This is a genomic window from uncultured Dechloromonas sp., assembly GCF_945957265.1.
GTDB lineage: Bacteria > Pseudomonadota > Gammaproteobacteria > Burkholderiales > Rhodocyclaceae > Azonexus.
Map to the genome: position 1 here is coordinate 55,093 of NZ_CAMFKO010000005.1, position 16,986 is coordinate 72,078.

17 protein-coding genes are annotated in these 16,986 nt (G+C 67.2%); 4 read left to right on the top strand and 13 right to left on the bottom strand.

What is annotated here, in order from left to right:
• Positions 1 to 301 precede the first annotated feature (301 nt).
• A complete protein-coding gene (locus Q0P59_RS04470; RefSeq protein ID WP_295003993.1) occupies positions 302 to 532 on the bottom strand; it encodes a hypothetical protein in 231 nt (76 codons plus the stop codon).
• A gap of 107 nt (positions 533 to 639) precedes the next feature.
• On the opposite strand from Q0P59_RS04470, the gene gcvA reads away from it, so the two are divergent.
• On the top strand, positions 640 to 1,611 hold the full coding sequence (gcvA, locus tag Q0P59_RS04475) for a transcriptional regulator GcvA (protein WP_295003995.1): 972 nt from the start codon (positions 640 to 642) through the stop codon (positions 1,609 to 1,611).
• A gap of 13 nt (positions 1,612 to 1,624) precedes the next feature.
• Here the strand turns inward: gcvA and Q0P59_RS04480 are convergent, their stop codons facing one another.
• The 7 genes from Q0P59_RS04480 to Q0P59_RS04510 all read right to left on the bottom strand — a co-directional run bounded on the left by Q0P59_RS04480 (position 1,625) and on the right by Q0P59_RS04510 (position 9,788).
• Positions 1,625 to 2,914 carry a DUF3422 domain-containing protein gene (locus Q0P59_RS04480; protein WP_295003997.1) on the bottom strand — a complete coding sequence of 430 codons (1,290 nt, stop codon included), beginning with the start codon at positions 2,912 to 2,914 and terminating at the stop codon, positions 1,625 to 1,627.
• 12 nt (positions 2,915 to 2,926) lie between these two features.
• Positions 2,927 to 3,094: a hypothetical protein gene (locus tag Q0P59_RS04485; protein WP_295003999.1), complete on the bottom strand. Its 168-nt coding sequence runs from the start codon at positions 3,092 to 3,094 to the stop codon at positions 2,927 to 2,929.
• The gene (locus Q0P59_RS04490) at positions 3,091 to 4,170 is read right to left on the bottom strand and encodes an AbrB family transcriptional regulator (RefSeq protein WP_295004001.1); all 1,080 of its coding nucleotides are present in this window, start codon (positions 4,168 to 4,170) and stop codon (positions 3,091 to 3,093) included. Before Q0P59_RS04490 ends, Q0P59_RS04485 begins: the two co-directional genes overlap by 4 nt.
• A gap of 119 nt (positions 4,171 to 4,289) precedes the next feature.
• Positions 4,290 to 5,357 (bottom strand): ABC transporter ATP-binding protein, encoded by a 1,068-nt coding sequence (locus Q0P59_RS04495; RefSeq protein WP_295004003.1) that lies wholly within the window; start codon positions 5,355 to 5,357, stop codon positions 4,290 to 4,292.
• The gene (locus Q0P59_RS04500; protein WP_295004004.1) at positions 5,350 to 7,020 is read right to left on the bottom strand and encodes an iron ABC transporter permease; all 1,671 of its coding nucleotides are present in this window, start codon (positions 7,018 to 7,020) and stop codon (positions 5,350 to 5,352) included. Before Q0P59_RS04500 ends, Q0P59_RS04495 begins: the two co-directional genes overlap by 8 nt.
• A gap of 91 nt (positions 7,021 to 7,111) precedes the next feature.
• Entirely contained in the window at positions 7,112 to 8,215 is a 1,104-nt protein-coding gene (locus Q0P59_RS04505) for an ABC transporter substrate-binding protein (protein WP_295004006.1), read from the bottom strand.
• Between the two features lie 160 nt (positions 8,216 to 8,375).
• Positions 8,376 to 9,788, bottom strand: coding sequence for a porin (locus Q0P59_RS04510; RefSeq protein WP_295004008.1), 1,413 nt, complete (start codon positions 9,786 to 9,788; stop codon positions 8,376 to 8,378).
• A gap of 159 nt (positions 9,789 to 9,947) precedes the next feature.
• On the opposite strand from Q0P59_RS04510, the gene Q0P59_RS04515 reads away from it, so the two are divergent.
• Entirely contained in the window at positions 9,948 to 10,625 is a 678-nt protein-coding gene (locus Q0P59_RS04515) for a response regulator (RefSeq protein WP_295004010.1), read from the top strand.
• An 8-nt stretch (positions 10,626 to 10,633) separates the two neighbouring features.
• Entirely contained in the window at positions 10,634 to 12,022 is a 1,389-nt protein-coding gene (locus Q0P59_RS04520; protein WP_295004012.1) for a sensor histidine kinase, read from the top strand.
• Between the two features lie 6 nt (positions 12,023 to 12,028).
• On the opposite strand, the gene plsY is transcribed toward Q0P59_RS04520, so the two are convergent.
• On the bottom strand, positions 12,029 to 12,622 hold the full coding sequence (gene plsY / locus Q0P59_RS04525; protein WP_295004014.1) for a glycerol-3-phosphate 1-O-acyltransferase PlsY: 594 nt from the start codon (positions 12,620 to 12,622) through the stop codon (positions 12,029 to 12,031).
• A 67-nt stretch (positions 12,623 to 12,689) separates the two neighbouring features.
• Here plsY and Q0P59_RS04530 point away from each other — a divergent pair, with 67 nt between their 5' ends.
• Positions 12,690 to 13,040 (top strand): dihydroneopterin aldolase, encoded by a 351-nt coding sequence (locus Q0P59_RS04530; protein WP_295004016.1) that lies wholly within the window; start codon positions 12,690 to 12,692, stop codon positions 13,038 to 13,040.
• A 42-nt stretch (positions 13,041 to 13,082) separates the two neighbouring features.
• On the opposite strand, the gene Q0P59_RS04535 is transcribed toward Q0P59_RS04530, so the two are convergent.
• The 4 genes from Q0P59_RS04535 to Q0P59_RS04550 all read right to left on the bottom strand — a co-directional run bounded on the left by Q0P59_RS04535 (position 13,083) and on the right by Q0P59_RS04550 (position 16,926).
• Entirely contained in the window at positions 13,083 to 13,523 is a 441-nt protein-coding gene (locus tag Q0P59_RS04535; protein WP_295004018.1) for a CBS domain-containing protein, read from the bottom strand.
• 90 nt (positions 13,524 to 13,613) lie between these two features.
• Positions 13,614 to 14,489: a ZIP family metal transporter gene (locus Q0P59_RS04540; protein WP_295004021.1), complete on the bottom strand. Its 876-nt coding sequence runs from the start codon at positions 14,487 to 14,489 to the stop codon at positions 13,614 to 13,616.
• Positions 14,490 to 14,587: 98 nt separating this feature from the next.
• On the bottom strand, positions 14,588 to 15,076 hold the full coding sequence (gene ybaK, locus Q0P59_RS04545) for a Cys-tRNA(Pro) deacylase (RefSeq protein WP_295004023.1): 489 nt from the start codon (positions 15,074 to 15,076) through the stop codon (positions 14,588 to 14,590).
• Positions 15,073 to 16,926: a PAS domain-containing sensor histidine kinase gene (locus Q0P59_RS04550; RefSeq protein ID WP_295004026.1), complete on the bottom strand. Its 1,854-nt coding sequence runs from the start codon at positions 16,924 to 16,926 to the stop codon at positions 15,073 to 15,075. Before Q0P59_RS04550 ends, ybaK begins: the two co-directional genes overlap by 4 nt.
• Positions 16,927 to 16,986: the final 60 nt, after the last annotated feature.

The window sequence follows — 16,986 nt, forward strand, 5'->3', positions numbered from 1 at the left end:
TGGGTCAGAAGTTGTCCGGCAGGGTAGCCAGCACATCGACACAGATATCCCAGCTGACGAAGGTGTCGAACCAACGGTCGATGTAACGGGAAATCATGTTGTCCTCCTGGGTTTAACAAGGTCGGGCCGACCTGATGAACTCAGTGTAGGGAGAGATCTTCCATTGAGCCAATTGATTGGATGAATTTGGCTGATTACGGTTATTAATGAAAAGGCGGCGGGCAATAAAAAATGGCGCATCGGATGGATGCGCCATGGCTTGCCTTGCGGGGCGTCGACAGCGGCCCGGGCGGGCGTCCGCTTATTCCGGGGTGTTCTGGCGCGAGCCGGGACGGGCCTTCACCGGCGACATCAGCATGATGTGCAGCAGGCGGTTGCAGCGGTCCAGCGTCCAGGCGATGGCCTTGCCGCTGCCGGAGATGATCAGGTCGCGGGTGGCCTTGCGGAAGTGGAAGAGGGTCTGGACGAGAATCATGGTGACGACCATGACGATAACCAGGTGGGTGACGTAGAGGTGGAGATCGCTGTTCATCGTGTGTTCCTTTTCTTGTTGGGGTGGGGCGGTCGCCACTTTAAGAAAGATGATGCGCTGCAACAAACGATGATTTGTCAGTCGATGCGTGAGAAAATCTCATTCATATGCCTTATCGACTTCCCCCCCTCAATGCCCTGCGCGCTTTCGAGGCCGCGGCCCGCCATCTCAGCTTCAAGCTGGCGGGAGAGGAACTGTCGGTCACCCCGACCGCGATCAGCCACCAGATACGCAGTCTCGAGGCGTCGCTCGGCTTTCCCTTGTTCCATCGGCTGACCCGGGCCATCGAGCTGACCGCCCAGGGGCGCGCCATGCTGCCCAAGGTGCGCGAGGGGCTGGACGCTTTCGCGGCCGCCATCGAGAGCACGCGCTGCAACGAAGAAGGCGGGCGCCTGCACGTCTCGTCGCCGCCCACCTTCCTGGCGCGCTGGCTGATCCGCCACCTGCCGGGCTTTGCCGCCCGGCATCCGGAAATCCAGCTGCACATGGCGGCATCGCTGGGCATGATCGACCTGCCGGACGGTTCGGCCGGCGCGGCGCCGGAGGCGCTGCCCGACAACCCCGGGCGCGAGGACGAGGCCGAAGTCTGCATCCGCTTCGGGCGCGGCAGCTACCCCGCGTGCCAGGTCGAGCGGCTGTTCTCGCCGGTCTATGCGGCGGTGTGCAGTCCGCGCCTGCTGTTCGGCACGCACCCCCTGAAGACGCCGGCCGACCTGGTCCACCAGGTCCTGTTGCACGACGACACGATACCCGAGCTGATGGTCCGCCCGACCTGGGCCGAATGGCTGGCGCTGGCCGGCGTGGGCGGTGTCGACAGCGATGCCGGGATGCATTTCAGCGACTCGGGCCTGGTGCTGTCGGCGGCCATCGACGGCGTCGGCGTCGCCCTCGCCTCGACGCCGTTGATCGAGGCCGAGGTAGCGGCCGGCCGGCTGGTGGTGCTGTTCGACATCGTGATCCGTCGGCCGCTGTCCTACTACCTGGTCATTCCGGACGCGGCGGCCGGGCGCCCGGTGGTCCGGGCCTTTCGCGAATGGCTGCTGGAAGAGGCCGGGCGGATGGCGGCGCAGGAAAGCTGACGCGCGGGCGCCGTCAGGACGACGCGGTGTGCAGGCGGCGGTGCAGGCGGCGGATGCCCAGCCAGGTCGCGGCGGCGACCAGCGGCAGGAGCAGGCCGACGGCCTGGTCGACGGGAATCGCCCAGCCCCAGCCCTTGAGCGCCTTCAGGGCATAAGCGGCAAGGCCGATGCCGTAATAGGAAATGGCCACCACCGACAGGCCCTCGACCGCCTGCTGCAATTGCAGTTGCCGGCTGGCGCTGCGGCTCAGGCTGGCGAGCACGCTCTGGCTCTGCCGCTCCTGGGCGAGGTTGACGCGGGTCCGCAGCATGTCGTTGGAACGCCCGATCTTGCCGGCCAGGGCCTCCTGGCGCGCCGCCACCGAGCGGCAGGTATCCATCGCCGGGGCCAGCCGCCGCTCCATGAATTCGCCGACGGTCGGCACACCTTCGATGCGCTGTTCGCGCAGCTCGCCGATGCGGGCGCCGACGATGCGGTAATAGGCCTGCGCCGCGCTGAAGCGATAGCCGGTGCGGAAGGACTGGGCGCGGAGGCGGCCGTCGAGACGGGAAAGCTCGCGGAGCAGGCCCTCGGCATCGCCGTCGATGTCGAGGCTGCTCATCCGGCTGCCCAGTTCGCTCAGGTCTTCCTCGATGCGGCCGAGCAGCCCGGCGCCTTCGCGGGCCAGCGGCAGGGCGAGCAGGGCCATCATGAGGTAGGTCTCGATTTCGCCGAGGCGCTGGACCAGCCGGCCCATCTGCGATTCGCGCAGGTCGATGTCGCGGATCAGGAATTTCGAGAAACCGTCCGGCCCGACCTGGAAGTCGGTCCATATCTCGCCGCCCGACAGCACCTGGCTGCCGACCAGCGGCGGCAGCGGGAACAGCCGCTTGAGGCGGCGGTCGGCGATGCCGAGCGGGCTGCCGCGTTCGGCGATCAGGTGCGAAGCGACGATCACCGTGCCCTGCAGTGTCGCCAGCCAGTCGGCCGGCACATGGCGCAGGGCGGTGAGCTGGAAGTCGCCGCCGTCCTCGCCGGCTTCGACGAAACTGAAGGTCGAGAACTCGGTGTGGCGCTCCCACTTCAGGCGGAAATGGCCGAAATCGTGAAAGAAATGCTGCGCCCCGGCGGCCGGCGCCGCCACGCCGAAGCGGGCGCACAGCGCGGCGAGCCGGCGATCGTGCACGGCCGGGTCGTCGTCGGCATGGATGGCCAGGTGCGAAATGCGGGCCGGCGCCTCGAGCACCATGAAGGGCCGGGCGTGGATTTCGCCGGCCAGGGGCAGGCGCAGCGGGTGGTTGAGGTGGCCGGCTAGGCACTGCATGGCGCGGCGGGCTCAGTTGTAGCCGAGGATGGCGTCCGGACTGTCGTCGGTCTGGGCCGGGTTGCGCTCGCCGGCCGCCGGGCCGGTCGCTTCCTCGCGCGCGTCGCGGTAGCCCGCCGCGGGCAGCATGTCGGACGGCGCGGCGCTCTGGCCGGCGGTCGCCGGGGTGGCATGGTTCATGGCTTGTCTCCTGTTGTGGTGATCGATCGTTTCCCGCGCCAGGCCAGGTAGTAGCGGCAGAGCAGCGGGGCGCAGGCGGTGAGCAGCACGACGCGCAGCACGTGGGTGGCGGTGACCAGCGGCACGCTGAGGTGCATTTCGCGGGCGGTGATGCTCATCTCGGCCATGCCGCCCGGCGACGAGGCGAGCAGCAGCGAGGCGAAGGGGATGGGGATCAGCCAGCCGATGGCGCCGACGAAAAGGGCGCACAGCGCCAGCGTCAGCGCGGTGGCGCCGGCGCTGACGCTGAGGAAGCGCGGCGCGGCACGGAAGAAACTGGGCGAGAAGCGGGTGCCGAGCGCGGTGCCGAGCAGCAGCTGGCCGCCATTGACCAGCCAGCCGGGCAGGCTGGTCAATGGCAGGTTGGCGGCGGTCAGCCCGCCGACGCAGAGCAGCGGGCCGAGCACCCAGGCGTTGGCGATGCGCAGCGTGGCAAACAGGGCGACGCCGGCCAGCGAGGCGGCGAGCAGCAGCGGAAAGCGCAGCCAGTCGACGGCGCCGGCCAGGGCGCGGAAGGTTTCGTGGCCTTCGCGGGCGCCGTGGTGCAGCGCGAAGGGAATGATGCTGACGACCAGCATGACGCGCAGGGCGTGGGCGGCGGCGATGCGGTCGATCTGCCCGCCGTGGCGCTCGGCCAGCACGACCATTTCCGAGGCGCCGCCGGGCAGGCCGGCGAAGAAGGCGGTGGCCGGGGCGACCTGCCCCCAGCGTTCGAGCAGGCGGGCGGCGATCAGGCCGAAGACGACGGCGCTGCCGGCCATGAGCAGGATGGCCGGGGTGTGGCGGCCGAGTTCGCCGAGCACGGCGGGGGTGAAGTAGAGGCCGAGGGCGGTGCCGATGGCCCATTGCCCGGCCTGGCGGCCGCCGGGCAGCGCCCGCAGGGGCAGGCCGGCGACGCGCAGGATGGCGATGGAGAACAGCGGGCCGAGCATCCACGGCAACGGCAGGTGGGCAGCGGCGGCGGCCCAGCCGGCCAGGGCGGCGACGACGAGGGCGGCGGCCGTCCAGGCGGCTTGGCGCAGAGAGTATTTGGGCATTGCTACGGGCATGGTGACGGTCAGCCGTAAAAACGCGCTGCAAGCGAAAAAGCGCGCCCCGCCGTGGGGGGAAAGCGGGGCGCCAAGTGCAGCGACAGTGCGTTACTGCAGGGAGAAAATCAGAAAATCCACACCGCGTCGCCCGGCAGTTCCAGCCAGCGCTTGCCCGGCGCTTCGTGGCGCTTGCCCCAGGCGCGCAGCAGGTCCTTGCCGGCGTGGTAGACGTACTCGTAGCGGTCGCCGAGGAACATCGAGGTGACGAGGTCGACCTCCGCCCGGTTGTGGCCGTTGGCGTCGGCCAGGTGGGCCTGTTCGACGCGGATCACCGCCTTGGCCTCGTGGCCGATGGCGGCGTTGGTGCGGCGCAGGCCCCACACCGACAGGCCGTTATCGAGGTCGATGCGCGCCTCGCCGCCTTTGATGTCGCCGATGCGGCCGCTCATGATGTTGTTGCTGCCCATGAAGTCGGCGACGAAATAGGTCTGCGGCTGGCCGTACATCTCGGTCGGCGTGCCCTGCTGCTCGATGACGCCGCCGTTGAGCAGCAGGATGCGGTCGGACATCGCCATCGCTTCCGACTGGTCGTGGGTGACGACCAGCGCCGACAGCTGCAGCTCGACGATCAGGTTGCGCAGCCAGGCGCGGGCTTCCTCGCGCATCTTGGCGTCGAGGTTGGAGAGCGGCTCGTCGAGCAGGATGACCGGCGGGTTGTAGACCAGCGCCCGGGCGATCGACACGCGCTGCTGCTGGCCGCCGGAGAGCTGGTGCGGATAGCGTTCGGCGAGGTGGTCGAGGCCAAGGTTCTTCAAGGCGCTATGCACGCGCTGGACGATCTCGTTCTTGGCCACCTTGCGCAGCACCAGCGGGTAGGCGACGTTGTCGAACACCGTCTTGTGCGGCCACAGCGCGTAGGACTGGAAGACCAGGCCGAGGTCGCGCTTCTCGGCGGGAATGTCGATGTTGGCGGCGGCGTCGTAGATCGCCCGGCCGGCGATGGTGACGCTGCCCTGGTGCGGCTGCTCGAGGCCGGCCACGGCGCGCAGCAGCGTCGTTTTGCCGGAACCCGAGGGGCCGAGCAGGGAGACGACTTCGCCGCGGCGCAGCTGCATCGAGACGCCCTTGAGGATGGGGTTGCTGCCGTAGGACAGGGCGAGGTTGTCGACGGTGAGGATGGTCTTGTCAGTCATGAAGTTTCACTCCAAAGCGCAGCGCGACAGCCAGGCCGATGCCGACCAGCGCCATGTTGATCAGGGAAAGGGCGGCGACCACATCGACGGCGCCGGAAGCCCACAGGGAGACGATTTGTGCACCGATGACCTCGGTGCCGGGGGAGAGCAGGTAGACGCCGGTCGAGTACTCGCGCTCGAAGATCATGAACACCAGCAGCCAGGCGCCGAGCAGGCCGTTGCGGATGAGCGGCACGGTGATGTCGCGCGAGACGCGGGCGTTCGAGGCGCCGACCAGGCGGCCGGCTTCCTCCAGTTCCGGGCCGACCTGCATCAGCGCGCTCTGGATCAGGCGCATGCCGTAGGCCAGCCAGACCACGGCGTAGGCGAACCACACCGAGAACAGCGTCGACCGCAGCGGGGTCAGGAAAGGCACGAAGAGGAAGACCCAGAACACCGCCAGGCCGGCCATCAGGCCGGGCACGGCGCGCGGGGTGAGCACGATGTAGTCGACGAAGCGCGAGATCGCATCGTTCTTGCGGTGCGTGACCAGGCCGATGGCGAGGTAGCCGCCGACCGCCAGCGCGCCGCCCAAGGTGCCGATGAGGAGCGAATTGATAATCGAGCGGATCATCGTCGATTCCTCGAACACGGCGCGGAAGTGGTCCAGCGTCAGCACGTCGAGCAGGTTGATGCCCTGGCCCCAGCTGCTGACCACCGAGCGCAGCGCGATGCCGGCCACCGGCACGACGACGGTGACGAACAGCCAGGCGAGGATCAGCGCCAGCGCCAGCCATTTCCACGGGCCGAGGGCGAGCGGGCGCTGGCGGGCCGACTTGCCCTTCATCGCCACGAAGCGCTGCGCCGACTTGAGCAGGAAGCGCTGCAGCAGCACCAGCGGGAAGGTCACCGCGATGATGCAGGTGGCCACCGCCGCCATCAGGTGGTAGGACGGCGTGCCCAGCTTGTTGGTCAGCTTGTAGAGGTAGGTGGTCAGGACGAGGTGGCCTTCCGGGTCGCCGAGGATCAGCGGCAGGCCGAAGATCTCGAAGCCGAGGAAGAAGACCAGCACGCCGACGTAGAGCAGGGCCGGCGAGACCATCGGGATGGACACGTCGCGGGCGACGCGGAAGGGGCTGGCGCCGGACAGGCGGGCCGCTTCCTCGACGTCGGAGCCGAGGTTGCGCAGCGCCGACGAGGAGTACAGGTAGACGTGCGGCACGTGGGTCAGGCCGGCGATGACGATGATCGAGGCCAGCGAGTAGATGTTCCACGGCACGCTGCCGAACAGCGACTCGAACCACACCGAGAAGAAGCCGACCGGGCCGAGCGACACGACGTAGCCGAAGCCGAGCACCACCGGCGACACGAAGATCGGGATCATGATCGGCGTCTCCAGCCACTTGCGGCCGGGCAGGTCGGTACGCACCATGATGAAGGCGAGGATGGCGCCGAGCGGGATGGCGATGGCGCCCATGCCGATGGCGACGGCCATGGTGTTCCTGGCGGCCTGCCAGAAGTCCGGGTCGTCGAAGATGAAGGCGTAGGATTCCAGGCTCGGCACGGCGGCCGGCATGAAGAAGGGGCCGGACAGCACGCTCTGGTAGATCACCAGGCCGATGGGGAAGAAGACGGACAGGGCGAGCAGGGCCACCACGGCCCGTCGGGGCAGTGTTTGCATCATGGGATTTCCTCGGGAAAGGGGAGGGAGTGGCGACCGGCAGGGAGATTGCCGGCCGCCGGGCGCCAGGGAGGCGGCGCCCCGGATCGGCGGCTTACTTGCCCTTGACCGTGCTATTCCACTGCTTCAGGAATTCGAGGCGCTTGGCCTGGTCGAGATAGGTGAGCAGGCCGGTGTTGATGGCCACCGGGCGCAGCGCGTCGCCGAGCTGCTTCTTCAGGCCGCTGGCCGTGGTGTCGCCCTCGACGTCGGGGCGGATGGCGTAGAGGTCGGCCTTGCTGGCGATGATCTCCTGGCCCTTCTTGGACAGCACGAAATCGAGCCACAGCTTGGCGGCGTTCGGGTTCTTCGCCTTCTTGGCGATGAACATCACGCGGCTGATGACCAGGGTGTAGTCCCTGGGCAGCACGATGCCGATCGACGGGTCCTTCTGGGCGCGGGTCAGCGCGTAGGCGGCGTTGAGGTTATAGCCGATCAGGTTCTCGCCGGAGGCGATGCGCTCCATCATCGTGCCGGTCGACGCCTGCACCTTGGCCTGCACCGCGCCGAGCGCCTTCTGCAATTCGGCGAAGCCGGCGGCGTTGACCTGCTTGTCCTGGGTCACCAGCATGAAGCCGACGCCCGACTTTTCCGGGTCGTAGGTGTTGACCTTGCCCTTGAACTTGTCGGTCTGCGTGTTGAGCAGCTTGATGAAGTCGGCATGCGTCTGCGGCACGTCGCCGGCCGGGATCAGGCGCTTGTTGTAGACGAAACCGATCGGTTCGTAGGTGGTGCCGAAAGCCTCGTTCTTCCAGTTCGCCCATTCCGGCAGCTTGGCCGTTTCGGGCGATTTGTGCGGCTGGGCGTAGCCGTCGTTGACCAGCTTGATCTGCAGGTCCATCGACGACGACCAGGTGACGTCGGCCGAGCTGCCGGCGGCAGTTTCGGAAATGAAGCGGTTGTACAGCTCGGTGGTGCTCATGTTGCTGTACTCGACGTTGACCGCCGGGTACATGGCGCGGAATTCGCGGATCAGGTGGTTGGCCTGCTCGTTGTCGGTGACGCCGTAGATGACCAGCTTGCCTTCCTTCTGCGCGGCGGCGGCGAGGTCGGCGGTGGATTGGGCGTGGGCCGGGCCGAGGCCGAAGGCGGCGTGGAGGGCGGCCACGGTCAGGCCGGCAAGCAGGCCGCGCTGGAAGCGGCGACGGGTTGTATTCATGTTTGTCTCCTTGGTTCGATTCTGGCATCCGGTCCGGGCTTTGTCAGGCGCCGGCCGGATGGCTCAGGGTCCAATGTAGGTTTTGCGGCTTTCGATTCGCTTTCGTTTTCGCGGGGAAAGCGATTATTTGTCCGGCTTTCGCTTTCCCCGTGCAGGCCGCTTAGAAGCGGTAACGGCCGCCAAGCATCAGCGACGACGGCGAGAAGTTCGGCGGCAGGCCGGAATCCTTGTCGTAGCCCTGGCAGGTGCCGCCGGCGCACAGCGAGTTCTGGCCGCCGTTCTTGTTGGTGACCTTGGCGTAATAGACGTAGAGGTCGGTCTGCTTGTCGAGCGCGAACTCGTAGCCGGCGCCGTAGTGGTCGGAATCCCGGTTGGTCGCGAGTTTGTCGTCGAGGTGGCCGTAGACGGCGCGCAGCGTGTGGCGGTCCATGAACGGCATGGCGGCGCCCAGCCACCAGATGTCGCGGTCCAGCGTCTTGTAGGTGGCGGCCCCGGCCTGGGTATCCTCGCCGTGCAGGAACTGGGCGTACAGCTTGGCGAACTTGAGGTCGTAGGTGGCGGCCAGGTTCCACGACTTGCGGTGGGCGTTCTCGGTGGCCGGGGCGGTGACGGTGCCCATCTTGGCGTAGTCGAGGTAGCCGGCGCCGACGAAGAGCGGGCCGTTGGCGTAGGTCAGGCTGGCGCTGACGCCCTTGCCTTCGCCCTCGGGGCCGGTATTGCTGTTGCCGGGGGCGCCGCCGGTGACGCCGACCTCGGCCTTGCTGTTGTTCTCCATGCCGGCCGAGTAGGCGATCTTGCCCTGGAAGCCGGCCAGGGTCGGGGTGGCGTAGAACACCGCGTTGTCGAAGCGGCTGGCCGCAGCCGACGACCACAGGCGGAAGGCGGTGGCGCCGCCGATGGTGAACGGGTCGGAGATGCTGGTGATCGAGTAGATCGGCGCATAGTCGCGACCGAAGCGGATGTCGCCGAATTTCTTGCTGTTCAGGCCGAGGAAGGTGTTGCGCGAGAAGATGGCGACGCCGGTGCTGTTGACCGAGGCCGACGAGGCGTTGCCCTGGCCCGGGTTGCTGACGTTGGACGAGTGGCCGGTGTTCTGGCCGTTGTCGACGGAAACGCCGGCTTCGAGCTGGAAGTAGGCGGAGAGGTCGTCGCCGAATGCTCTTTCGCCCTTGAAGCCGAGGCGGCTGGCCGAGCCGAGGCCGCTCTGGATGCGCGCCTTGCTGCCCTGGCCGTAGTTGCCGTATTCGACGCCGGCGTCGATGATGCCGTAGATGCTCAGGCCGGCCGGCATGGCCAGGCCCTTGCTCTTGGCCGGGGTGGCGGCGGCCTGGACGGCGGTTTCGGCGGACTTGCTCGCCGCGTCGGCCTTCCTGGTCGCTTCTTCGGCTTTCTTGGTGGCCGCGCTGGTGGTCGCGGCGGTGGCGGTCAGCAGTTCTTCCAGCTTTTCGAGGCGGGCTTTCTGGGCGGCGATTTCGGCGCGCAGGTCGTCGAGCGGTGCGGCGTGGACGGTGCCGGCCACGGCCAGCGGTGCAAAGCAGGCCAGGACGGCCCGGTACAGGGATTGATGACGCATTGTCTCCTCCGGGAGGTTGTTGTCGATGTGCAATCGAACCGGCGGGTGCCGGCTGGGAACGCATTAAAGGCGGGGAAGCTTTCGATTTGCTTTCGGTCGTTCGGCGCGGAACAATGCCGTCAAAGAGTCCGGCCCGAGCCGGCAAAATGGAGACAAGACATGAAGATCCTGCTGGTCGAAGACCATCCGGAACTGTGCGAGTGGGTGGCCAAATCCCTGCGCCAGTCCGGCTATGCGGTGGATATCGCCGACTGCGGCGAGCACGCCGAACACTACCTGCTGACCGGGGAGTACGACGGCGTGCTGCTCGACCTGTCGCTGCCCGGCAAGGATGGCCTGGAGGTGCTGAAAAGCCTGCGCGGCCGCGGCTCGCAGGTGCCGGTGCTGATCTTCACGGCGCGCGGTTCGGTGGATGACCGCATCCGCGGCCTCAACCTCGGCGCCGACGACTACCTGCCCAAGCCCTTCGAACTCGGCGAGCTGGAAGCCCGCCTCAAGGCCCTGCTCCGGCGTTCGTCCGGGCAGACGCCGGTGGTGCGCCTGGGGGCGCTGGCCTTCGACACGGTGAGCCGCCTGCCGACGGTCAATGGCGCGCCGCTGTCGCTGACGCCGCGCGAACTGGCGGTGCTGGAAGCGCTGCTCGGCCGCATCGGCCGCCCGGTGGCGCGCGACGCGCTGTTCGAAAAGCTGTTCAGCATGGAGCAGGACGCGCGTCCCGAGGCCATCGAAATCTACGTCTCGCGGCTGCGCAAGAAGCTGGAGGGGAGCGGCGTGGCGGTGACCACGGTGCGCGGCCTCGGCTACCTGATCGCGGCCACCGGCGAGGCGGCGGCTTGATCTCCCGCGTGCGTAGCCGCCTGCCGGCCAAGAGCCTCAAGCGCGGCCTGGCCGTCTGGCTGGTCGGCGTGTTGTCGACCCTGCTGCTGGTCGATGCCTGGTTCAGCTACCGCGACGCGCTGGGCGCCGCCAACCAGGCCTACGACCGTTCGCTGTCGGCGTCGCTGAAGGGCATCGCCGAACGCATCTACGCCACCGACAGCGAGGTGGTGGTCGACATTCCCTATTCGGCGCTCGAACTGTTCGAGGCCGGCAGCTCGGACCGCGTGTTCTACAGCGTCGGCCATCCCGGCGACGAGGCGATCACCGGCTACGAGGGCCTGCCGCCGCCCGAGGTCCTGACCCCCAATGTCGCGGTGTTCTACGACGGCATCTACAAGGGCCATGCCCTGCGCCTGGGGGCGATGCTCAAGCCCCTGTACCGCACCGAATTCCCGCGGCCGGTGCTGGTCATCCTCGGCGAAACCACCAATTCCCGGCAGGAGGTGGTGCAAAGCCTGTTCTTCGGCGAGGTCGGCCGCAAGACGCTGCTCGTGGTCGTCGCCCTGGTTGTCGCGCTGGTCGCCACCCGGCAGGCGGTCAAGCCGGTGGAGCGGCTGGGCCAGGCCATCCGCAACCGTCCGGACGACGACCTGACGCCGATCCAGCCCGACGACCTGCCGCGCGAGGTGGTGCCGCTGGTCGATGCCATCAACCTGCACATGGACCGCATCGAACGCATGGTCGAGGCGCGCCGCCGCTTCATCGCCGATGCCGCCCACCAGCTGCGCACGCCGCTGGCGGTGCTCAACACGCAGGCCGAATACGCCTTGCGGCAAAGCGAGGTCGGCGAAATGCGGCCGGCCGTCGAGGCTTTCCACAACAGCCTGGGCAGCGCCATCCGCCTGACCAACCAGCTGCTGTCGCTGTCGCGGGCGGAGCCGGTCAACGGCCTGGTGGCGCCGCCGCAAACGGTGGACCTGGCCGTCGTGGCGCGCGACATGGTGGTCGAGCTGCTGCCCCTGGCCGTGCGCAAGCAGATCGACCTCGGCTACGAGCGGGATGGTGAGCTGCCGGCCATGGTCAGCGGGCAACCGGTGCTGCTGCGCGAAATGATCGCCAACCTGATCGACAACGCGCTGCGCTATACGCCGGAGGGCGGCTCGGTGACGGTGGCGGTGGGACGGCGGGAGGATGGCGTCCGCGTCGTGGTGCGCGACAACGGGCCGGGCATCCCCGAGGCGCAGCGGCAGAACGTGTTCCTGCGCTTCTTCCGCCTGGAAACCAGCGATACGCTGGGCAGCGGGCTGGGTTTGTCGATCGTCCGCGAAATCGTCCTCGCCCATGGCGGCGAGATCGCGCTTGACGATGCGGCGGGCGGCGGCCTGCTGGTGACGGTGCGTCTGCCGGCGGCCTGAGCCGGCTTACTTTTTCTTGCTGCCGATCTTCGTTTCCTGGCCGGCCATCAGCCGCTGGATGTTCTGCCAGTGCTTGCCGATCAGCGCCATGCCGAGGAGGCCGACGACCAGCGTCTGGTTGGTGACGCCGTGCATCAGCACGGCGATGACCGGCGCGGCGGCGGCGGCGATCAGCGCGGCGAGCGAGGAGTAGCGCGAGACGTAGGCGACGAGCAGCCAGGTGCCGGCGACGGCCAGGCCGAGGATGGGGTCGAGAGCGAGCAGCACGCCGGCGGCCGTGGCGACGCCCTTGCCGCCCTTGAATTTGAGGAAGACCGGGTAGAGGTGGCCGATGAAGACGGCCAGCGCGACCAGGGCGATCGCCGTGTCGCCGAAGCCCATCTGCTGGGCGACGATGACGGCGACGGCGCCCTTCAGCGCATCGCCGATCAGGGTCATCAGCGCGGCCTTCTTGTTGCCGCTGCGCAGCACGTTGGTGGCGCCCGGGTTGCCCGAGCCGTAGGTGCGCGGATCGGCCAGGCCGAAGACCCTGGACGAGATCATCGCGAAGGGAACGGAACCGAGAAGGTAGGCGGCAAGGATGGCGAGGGCGGTTGGCATGGGTGAAATGGGTCGCAAGGGGTACAATCGCGGCGAATTTTACACCTGAGCAGCGGTCGACCGTCCCATGGACATCATTTTCATCGAAGAATTGCGCGCCGAAACGTGGATAGGCATCTATCCGCGCGAAAAGGCCATGGCCCAGACGGTCGAGATTTCGCTACAGATCGGCGTGTCGACGGCATCGGCCGGGGCCAGCGACGATATCCGCGATACGGTCGATTACGCCGTCGTCGTCGAGCGCCTGCGCAACGACCTGGCCGGCAGCCATTTCAACCTGCTGGAAAAGCTCACCGAGCACATCGCCACCTACCTGCTGGAAAACTTCGCCGCCCAGTGGGTACGCGTCTCCGTCGCCAAGCTGGGGATGATGCCGGGCGTCAAGCGCGTCGGCGTCATCATCGAACGCTCGATCTGAGCCGGGCTGGCGGCCGCTTGCTGCCGGCCGCCGGAGCACGCTTCAGAGTATTTCGGTGAGCACTTCCTTCTGGTCGAGCTCCTGGTAGAAGCGCGAAGCTTCAAGCCCCAGCGCATCGCGCGACGAGAGCACGCCGATCGGGCGACCATCCGGCAAGATGACCGGCAAATGACGGAACCCGCCTTCGTGCATGATGTGCAGCGCATGGCCGAAAGGCTTTTCCGGGTCGGTGGTTTGCGGATTGGCGGTCATGACCGCGCGCACCGGCGTGCTGTTGGCGTCCAGCCCCGCGGCCAGCACCTTGAAGGTCAGGTCGCGTTCGGTACAGATGCCGAGCAGTTTGCCGTCCTCCGGCGTGACGACCAGTACCACGCCGTCACGGTTGTCCCGCATGTGGGCGGCGACGGCATGGACGCTCTTTTCAGGCGTGGTGGTCAGGAAATGACGATTCTGGATGATCTTGATGGCGGCGCGATTCGGCATGGTTCGTCTCCTCTGTCGGGGTTGGGGGCCTCAGGAGAGACAAACGCCGTTTGAATTGGTTCGCTGCCATAAACGGTCGTTCTAGCCTCATCAAAAAATACTCGCCAGGCTCGTCATGACCGCGAATCCAGCGGCGAGGCCGGCTGTCCCGGCACCGATGCGGCCCGGCTTGTGCGAGGCCGGGATCATCTCGTGGCTGACCACCCAGAGCATGGCGCCGGCCGCGGCGGCGAGGGCGAGCGGCAAGGCGGCGCCGGCGACGGTGCTGGCGATGACGCCGAACAGGCCGCCGACCGGCTCGACCAAGCCGGTGGCCAGCGCGATGAGGGCTGCGCGGAGCGGTGCTGCGCCAAGGGCGATCATGGCGCTGGCGACGATCCAGCCTTCCGGAATGTTCTGCATGGCGATGCCGAGGCTCATGCCATGGTCGGCGCCGGCCGCGGCCGCCACCCCGACCGCCAGCCCTTCCGGTACGTTGTGAATGGCGATGGCGGTGACGACGAGCGCGACCCTGGGTGTCGTGCCGCTGGTCTCGACTTCCTCGACGTGTTCGTGTGGCAAGCGGCGGTCGAGCGTGTGCATCGCAGCAACCCCGGCAAGCAGGGCGGCGGCCGTGGCGATGCCGAGCGCCCACGGCATGTCGCTGGCCGCTACCGTTTGTACGGCCGGGACGAGCAGCGAAAAGAGGCTGGCAGCGAGCATCATGCCGCCGGCGAGGCCGAGCATCGGCGCCATCAGGCGTTCGGAGGGGCGGCGCAGCATGAGCACGGGAATGGCGCCGAGTCCGGTCGCCGCGCCGGCGAGCAGGCTGGCTTCAAGCCCGCGGGCCGCCATCGGGTGGGCGGCCAGCCACTGCATCGCCTGCTCGATGCCGAACGCGGCGCCGACGACCGCCATGAGCAGCCCGGCCCAGAGATGGCGGCGGGCGGCGGGCTTGTCGTAATGCTGAAGAACGATCTGGGTCATGGCGGCACTCCGGTTGAACGCTTGGGTGCCACTTTATTCGCTTGCTATCGATAGCTCCAATCGATTGGTGCAATCGTTGCGATTTGTTCGCTTAATGATCAGGCCAGGGCGACCTCGACCACCTTGGGGTGCAGCGCGCGCAGGATGTCGTGCGGGTGGATGCCGACCAGGAAGCCGCGCCGGCCGCCGTTGATGTAGATCAGCGGCAGGTCGAGGATGCTTTTCTCGATATGCACCGGCATCGCCTTCTTGGTGCCGAAGGGGCTGGTGCCGCCGACCAGGAAGCCGGTGTGGCGATTGGCGACCTCGGGCTTGCAGGGCTCGATCTTCTTGCAGCCGATCTGGCGGGCGAGTTCCTTGGTCGACACCTTGCGGTCGCCGTGCATCAGCACGATCAGCGGCTTGGCGTTCTCGTCCTCGAAGATCAGCGTCTTGACCACGGCGTGTTCGTCCACATTCAGCTCGCGGGCCGACACCTTGGTGCCGCCGTGTTCCTCGTAGGCGTAAAGATGCGTGGAAAAGGGAATCTTGCTGGCCTTGAGGAACTTGGTGGCCTGGGTTTCGGGGGCGTGTTCGGTCTTGCTCATGAGTTTTCGTTAACGGGAGTGAGCCACTTGAGTAGCGTGGCATAGAAATGCCCGGGCTCGAAGGGCTTGGTCATGAAATCGTTCATGCCCGCTTCGAGGCAGCGCAGGCGATCTTCGGCGAAGGCGTTGGCGGTCATGGCGACGATGGGCACGCCGGCGCCGTTCGGCAGTTGCCGGATGCGGCGCGTCGCTTCCAGGCCATCCATGTTCGGCATCTGCATGTCCATCAGGATCAGCGCGTAGTCCCGCTTGGTGGCGAGTTCCAGGGCGGCGGCGCCGTCTTCCGCCGGATCGACCTGCAGGCCGACATCCTGCAGCAGCATTTCGGCGATTTCCCGGTTGATCGACTCATCCTCGGCGAGCAGGATGCGCGCCCCGGAAAATGCCCGTCGCAGGCAGGCTTCCGGCGATTCCGGCGGGTTGCCGGGAACGGGCTGTCCGTCCGCAGCGTCCTTGCCGAGCCGGGCGGTGATCCAGAAGGTGCTGCCAACGCCCGGGCTGCTTTCAACGCCGACGGAGCCGCCCATCAGCTCGGCCAGCTTGTGGTTGATGGAGAGGCCGAGGCCGGTGCCGCCGTATTTGCGGGTCGTGCTGCTGTCGGCCTGTTCGAAGGCGCGGAACAGCTTGTCCTGGATGTCGGGCGGGATGCCGATGCCGGTGTCGCGGACCTCCAGGCGCAGCAGCACGGCATCGCCCAGGTCCTGCGCGATGCTGGCGCGCAGGGTGACGCTGCCGCGCTCGGTGAATTTGATGGCATTGGTGGCGTAGTTGAGCAGCGCCTGCTGCAGGCGGGTCGGGTCGCCGCGCAGCCGCTTCGGCAATTCGTCGTGGCGGACCAGCAGTTGCAGATTCCGGGCGGCCGCCCGGTCGTGCAGCATGGCGGCCACGTTGTCGAGCAGGGTTTCGACGCAGACCGGTGATTCCTCCAGCGTCAGGCGGCCGGCCTCGATTTTCGACAGGTCGAGGATGGCGTTGATGACCTCGAGCAGGTGGTAGCCGGCGGCTTCCAGCTTGTCGAGCTGCTCGCGCTGGGCCGGCGAGAGTTCGCCCCGGCGGATCAGGTGGGCGAGGCCGGTGATGGCGGTCAGCGGGGTGCGAATCTCGTGACTCATGTTGGCCAGGAAGGCGCCCTTGGCCAGGCTGGCGGTTTCGGCCGCCGCCTTGGCGCGCTCCAGGTCGGCCGTGCGTTCGGCGACCAGGTCTTCGAGGTGTTTGCGGTGGCGCTGCAATTCGTTCTCGAACAGCATGCGTTCGGTTACGTCGCGGGAAATGCCGAAGGTGCCGATGATCTTGCCGGTACTGTCGTGCAGCGGGCCTTTGGTGACATAGAAGGTCTTGCGGCCGCCCTGCGTGTCGAGGTGTTCGTAGCGGTTCTCGACGACGCCATTGGCGATGATCCGGCGGTTGGTTTCGAGCAGTTCCTCGGCCTGGTCCCTGGGGAAGATGGCGAAATCGTCATGCCCGATCACTTCGTCGGCCGGTTTGCCGACGAAGTTGCTGGCGGCGCGGTTGAATACCAGGTAACGCCCCTCGCTGTCCTTGGCGAAAATGGCGTCGGTCGAACTGTCCGAAACGGTTTCGACCAGTTTCAGCGTATTGAACTGCTCCGCAATCGCCTTGCTGTACCGTCCCCAGTGGCGGCTGAGCAGGAAATAGAGCAGCAGGGAGGTGACCGCGACGAAGGCCCAGCCCTTGAGCGTGCTGATCCTGAGCATCTCGTCCGGGTCGGTCGTGAACAGCAGGATGGCCTTGTCGGAAAACAGGATCCAGGCAGCGGCAAAGGCGGCGTAGATCAGCACGATCTTGATCACGCCATGCCATTTGTCCTGCGGAAGTGAATTCGTGGGCATCGGGCTAGCCGGGTTGGCCGGGAAACGGGCATGCTGCTGCATTCGTCATGACAAGGCTAT

Excerpts from the sequence above, each read along its gene's own strand:
- Q0P59_RS04470 (WP_295003993.1), bottom strand. The coding sequence starts at position 532 with ATGAACAGCGATCTCCACCTCTACGTCACCCACCTGGTTATCGTCATG.
- gcvA (WP_295003995.1), top strand. The coding sequence starts at position 640 with ATGCCTTATCGACTTCCCCCCCTCAATGCCCTGCGCGCTTTCGAGGCC.
- Q0P59_RS04480 (WP_295003997.1), bottom strand. The coding sequence starts at position 2,914 with ATGCAGTGCCTAGCCGGCCACCTCAACCACCCGCTGCGCCTGCCCCTG.
- Q0P59_RS04485 (WP_295003999.1), bottom strand. The coding sequence starts at position 3,094 with ATGAACCATGCCACCCCGGCGACCGCCGGCCAGAGCGCCGCGCCGTCC.
- Q0P59_RS04490 (WP_295004001.1), bottom strand. The coding sequence starts at position 4,170 with ATGCCCAAATACTCTCTGCGCCAAGCCGCCTGGACGGCCGCCGCCCTC.
- Q0P59_RS04495 (WP_295004003.1), bottom strand. The coding sequence starts at position 5,357 with ATGACTGACAAGACCATCCTCACCGTCGACAACCTCGCCCTGTCCTAC.
- Q0P59_RS04500 (WP_295004004.1), bottom strand. The coding sequence starts at position 7,020 with ATGATGCAAACACTGCCCCGACGGGCCGTGGTGGCCCTGCTCGCCCTG.
- Q0P59_RS04505 (WP_295004006.1), bottom strand. The coding sequence starts at position 8,215 with ATGAATACAACCCGTCGCCGCTTCCAGCGCGGCCTGCTTGCCGGCCTG.
- Q0P59_RS04510 (WP_295004008.1), bottom strand. The coding sequence starts at position 9,788 with ATGCGTCATCAATCCCTGTACCGGGCCGTCCTGGCCTGCTTTGCACCG.
- Q0P59_RS04515 (WP_295004010.1), top strand. The coding sequence starts at position 9,948 with ATGAAGATCCTGCTGGTCGAAGACCATCCGGAACTGTGCGAGTGGGTG.
- plsY (WP_295004014.1), bottom strand. The coding sequence starts at position 12,622 with ATGCCAACCGCCCTCGCCATCCTTGCCGCCTACCTTCTCGGTTCCGTT.
- Q0P59_RS04530 (WP_295004016.1), top strand. The coding sequence starts at position 12,690 with ATGGACATCATTTTCATCGAAGAATTGCGCGCCGAAACGTGGATAGGC.
- Q0P59_RS04535 (WP_295004018.1), bottom strand. The coding sequence starts at position 13,523 with ATGCCGAATCGCGCCGCCATCAAGATCATCCAGAATCGTCATTTCCTG.
- Q0P59_RS04540 (WP_295004021.1), bottom strand. The coding sequence starts at position 14,489 with ATGACCCAGATCGTTCTTCAGCATTACGACAAGCCCGCCGCCCGCCGC.
- ybaK (WP_295004023.1), bottom strand. The coding sequence starts at position 15,076 with ATGAGCAAGACCGAACACGCCCCCGAAACCCAGGCCACCAAGTTCCTC.
- Q0P59_RS04550 (WP_295004026.1), bottom strand. The coding sequence starts at position 16,926 with ATGCCCACGAATTCACTTCCGCAGGACAAATGGCATGGCGTGATCAAG.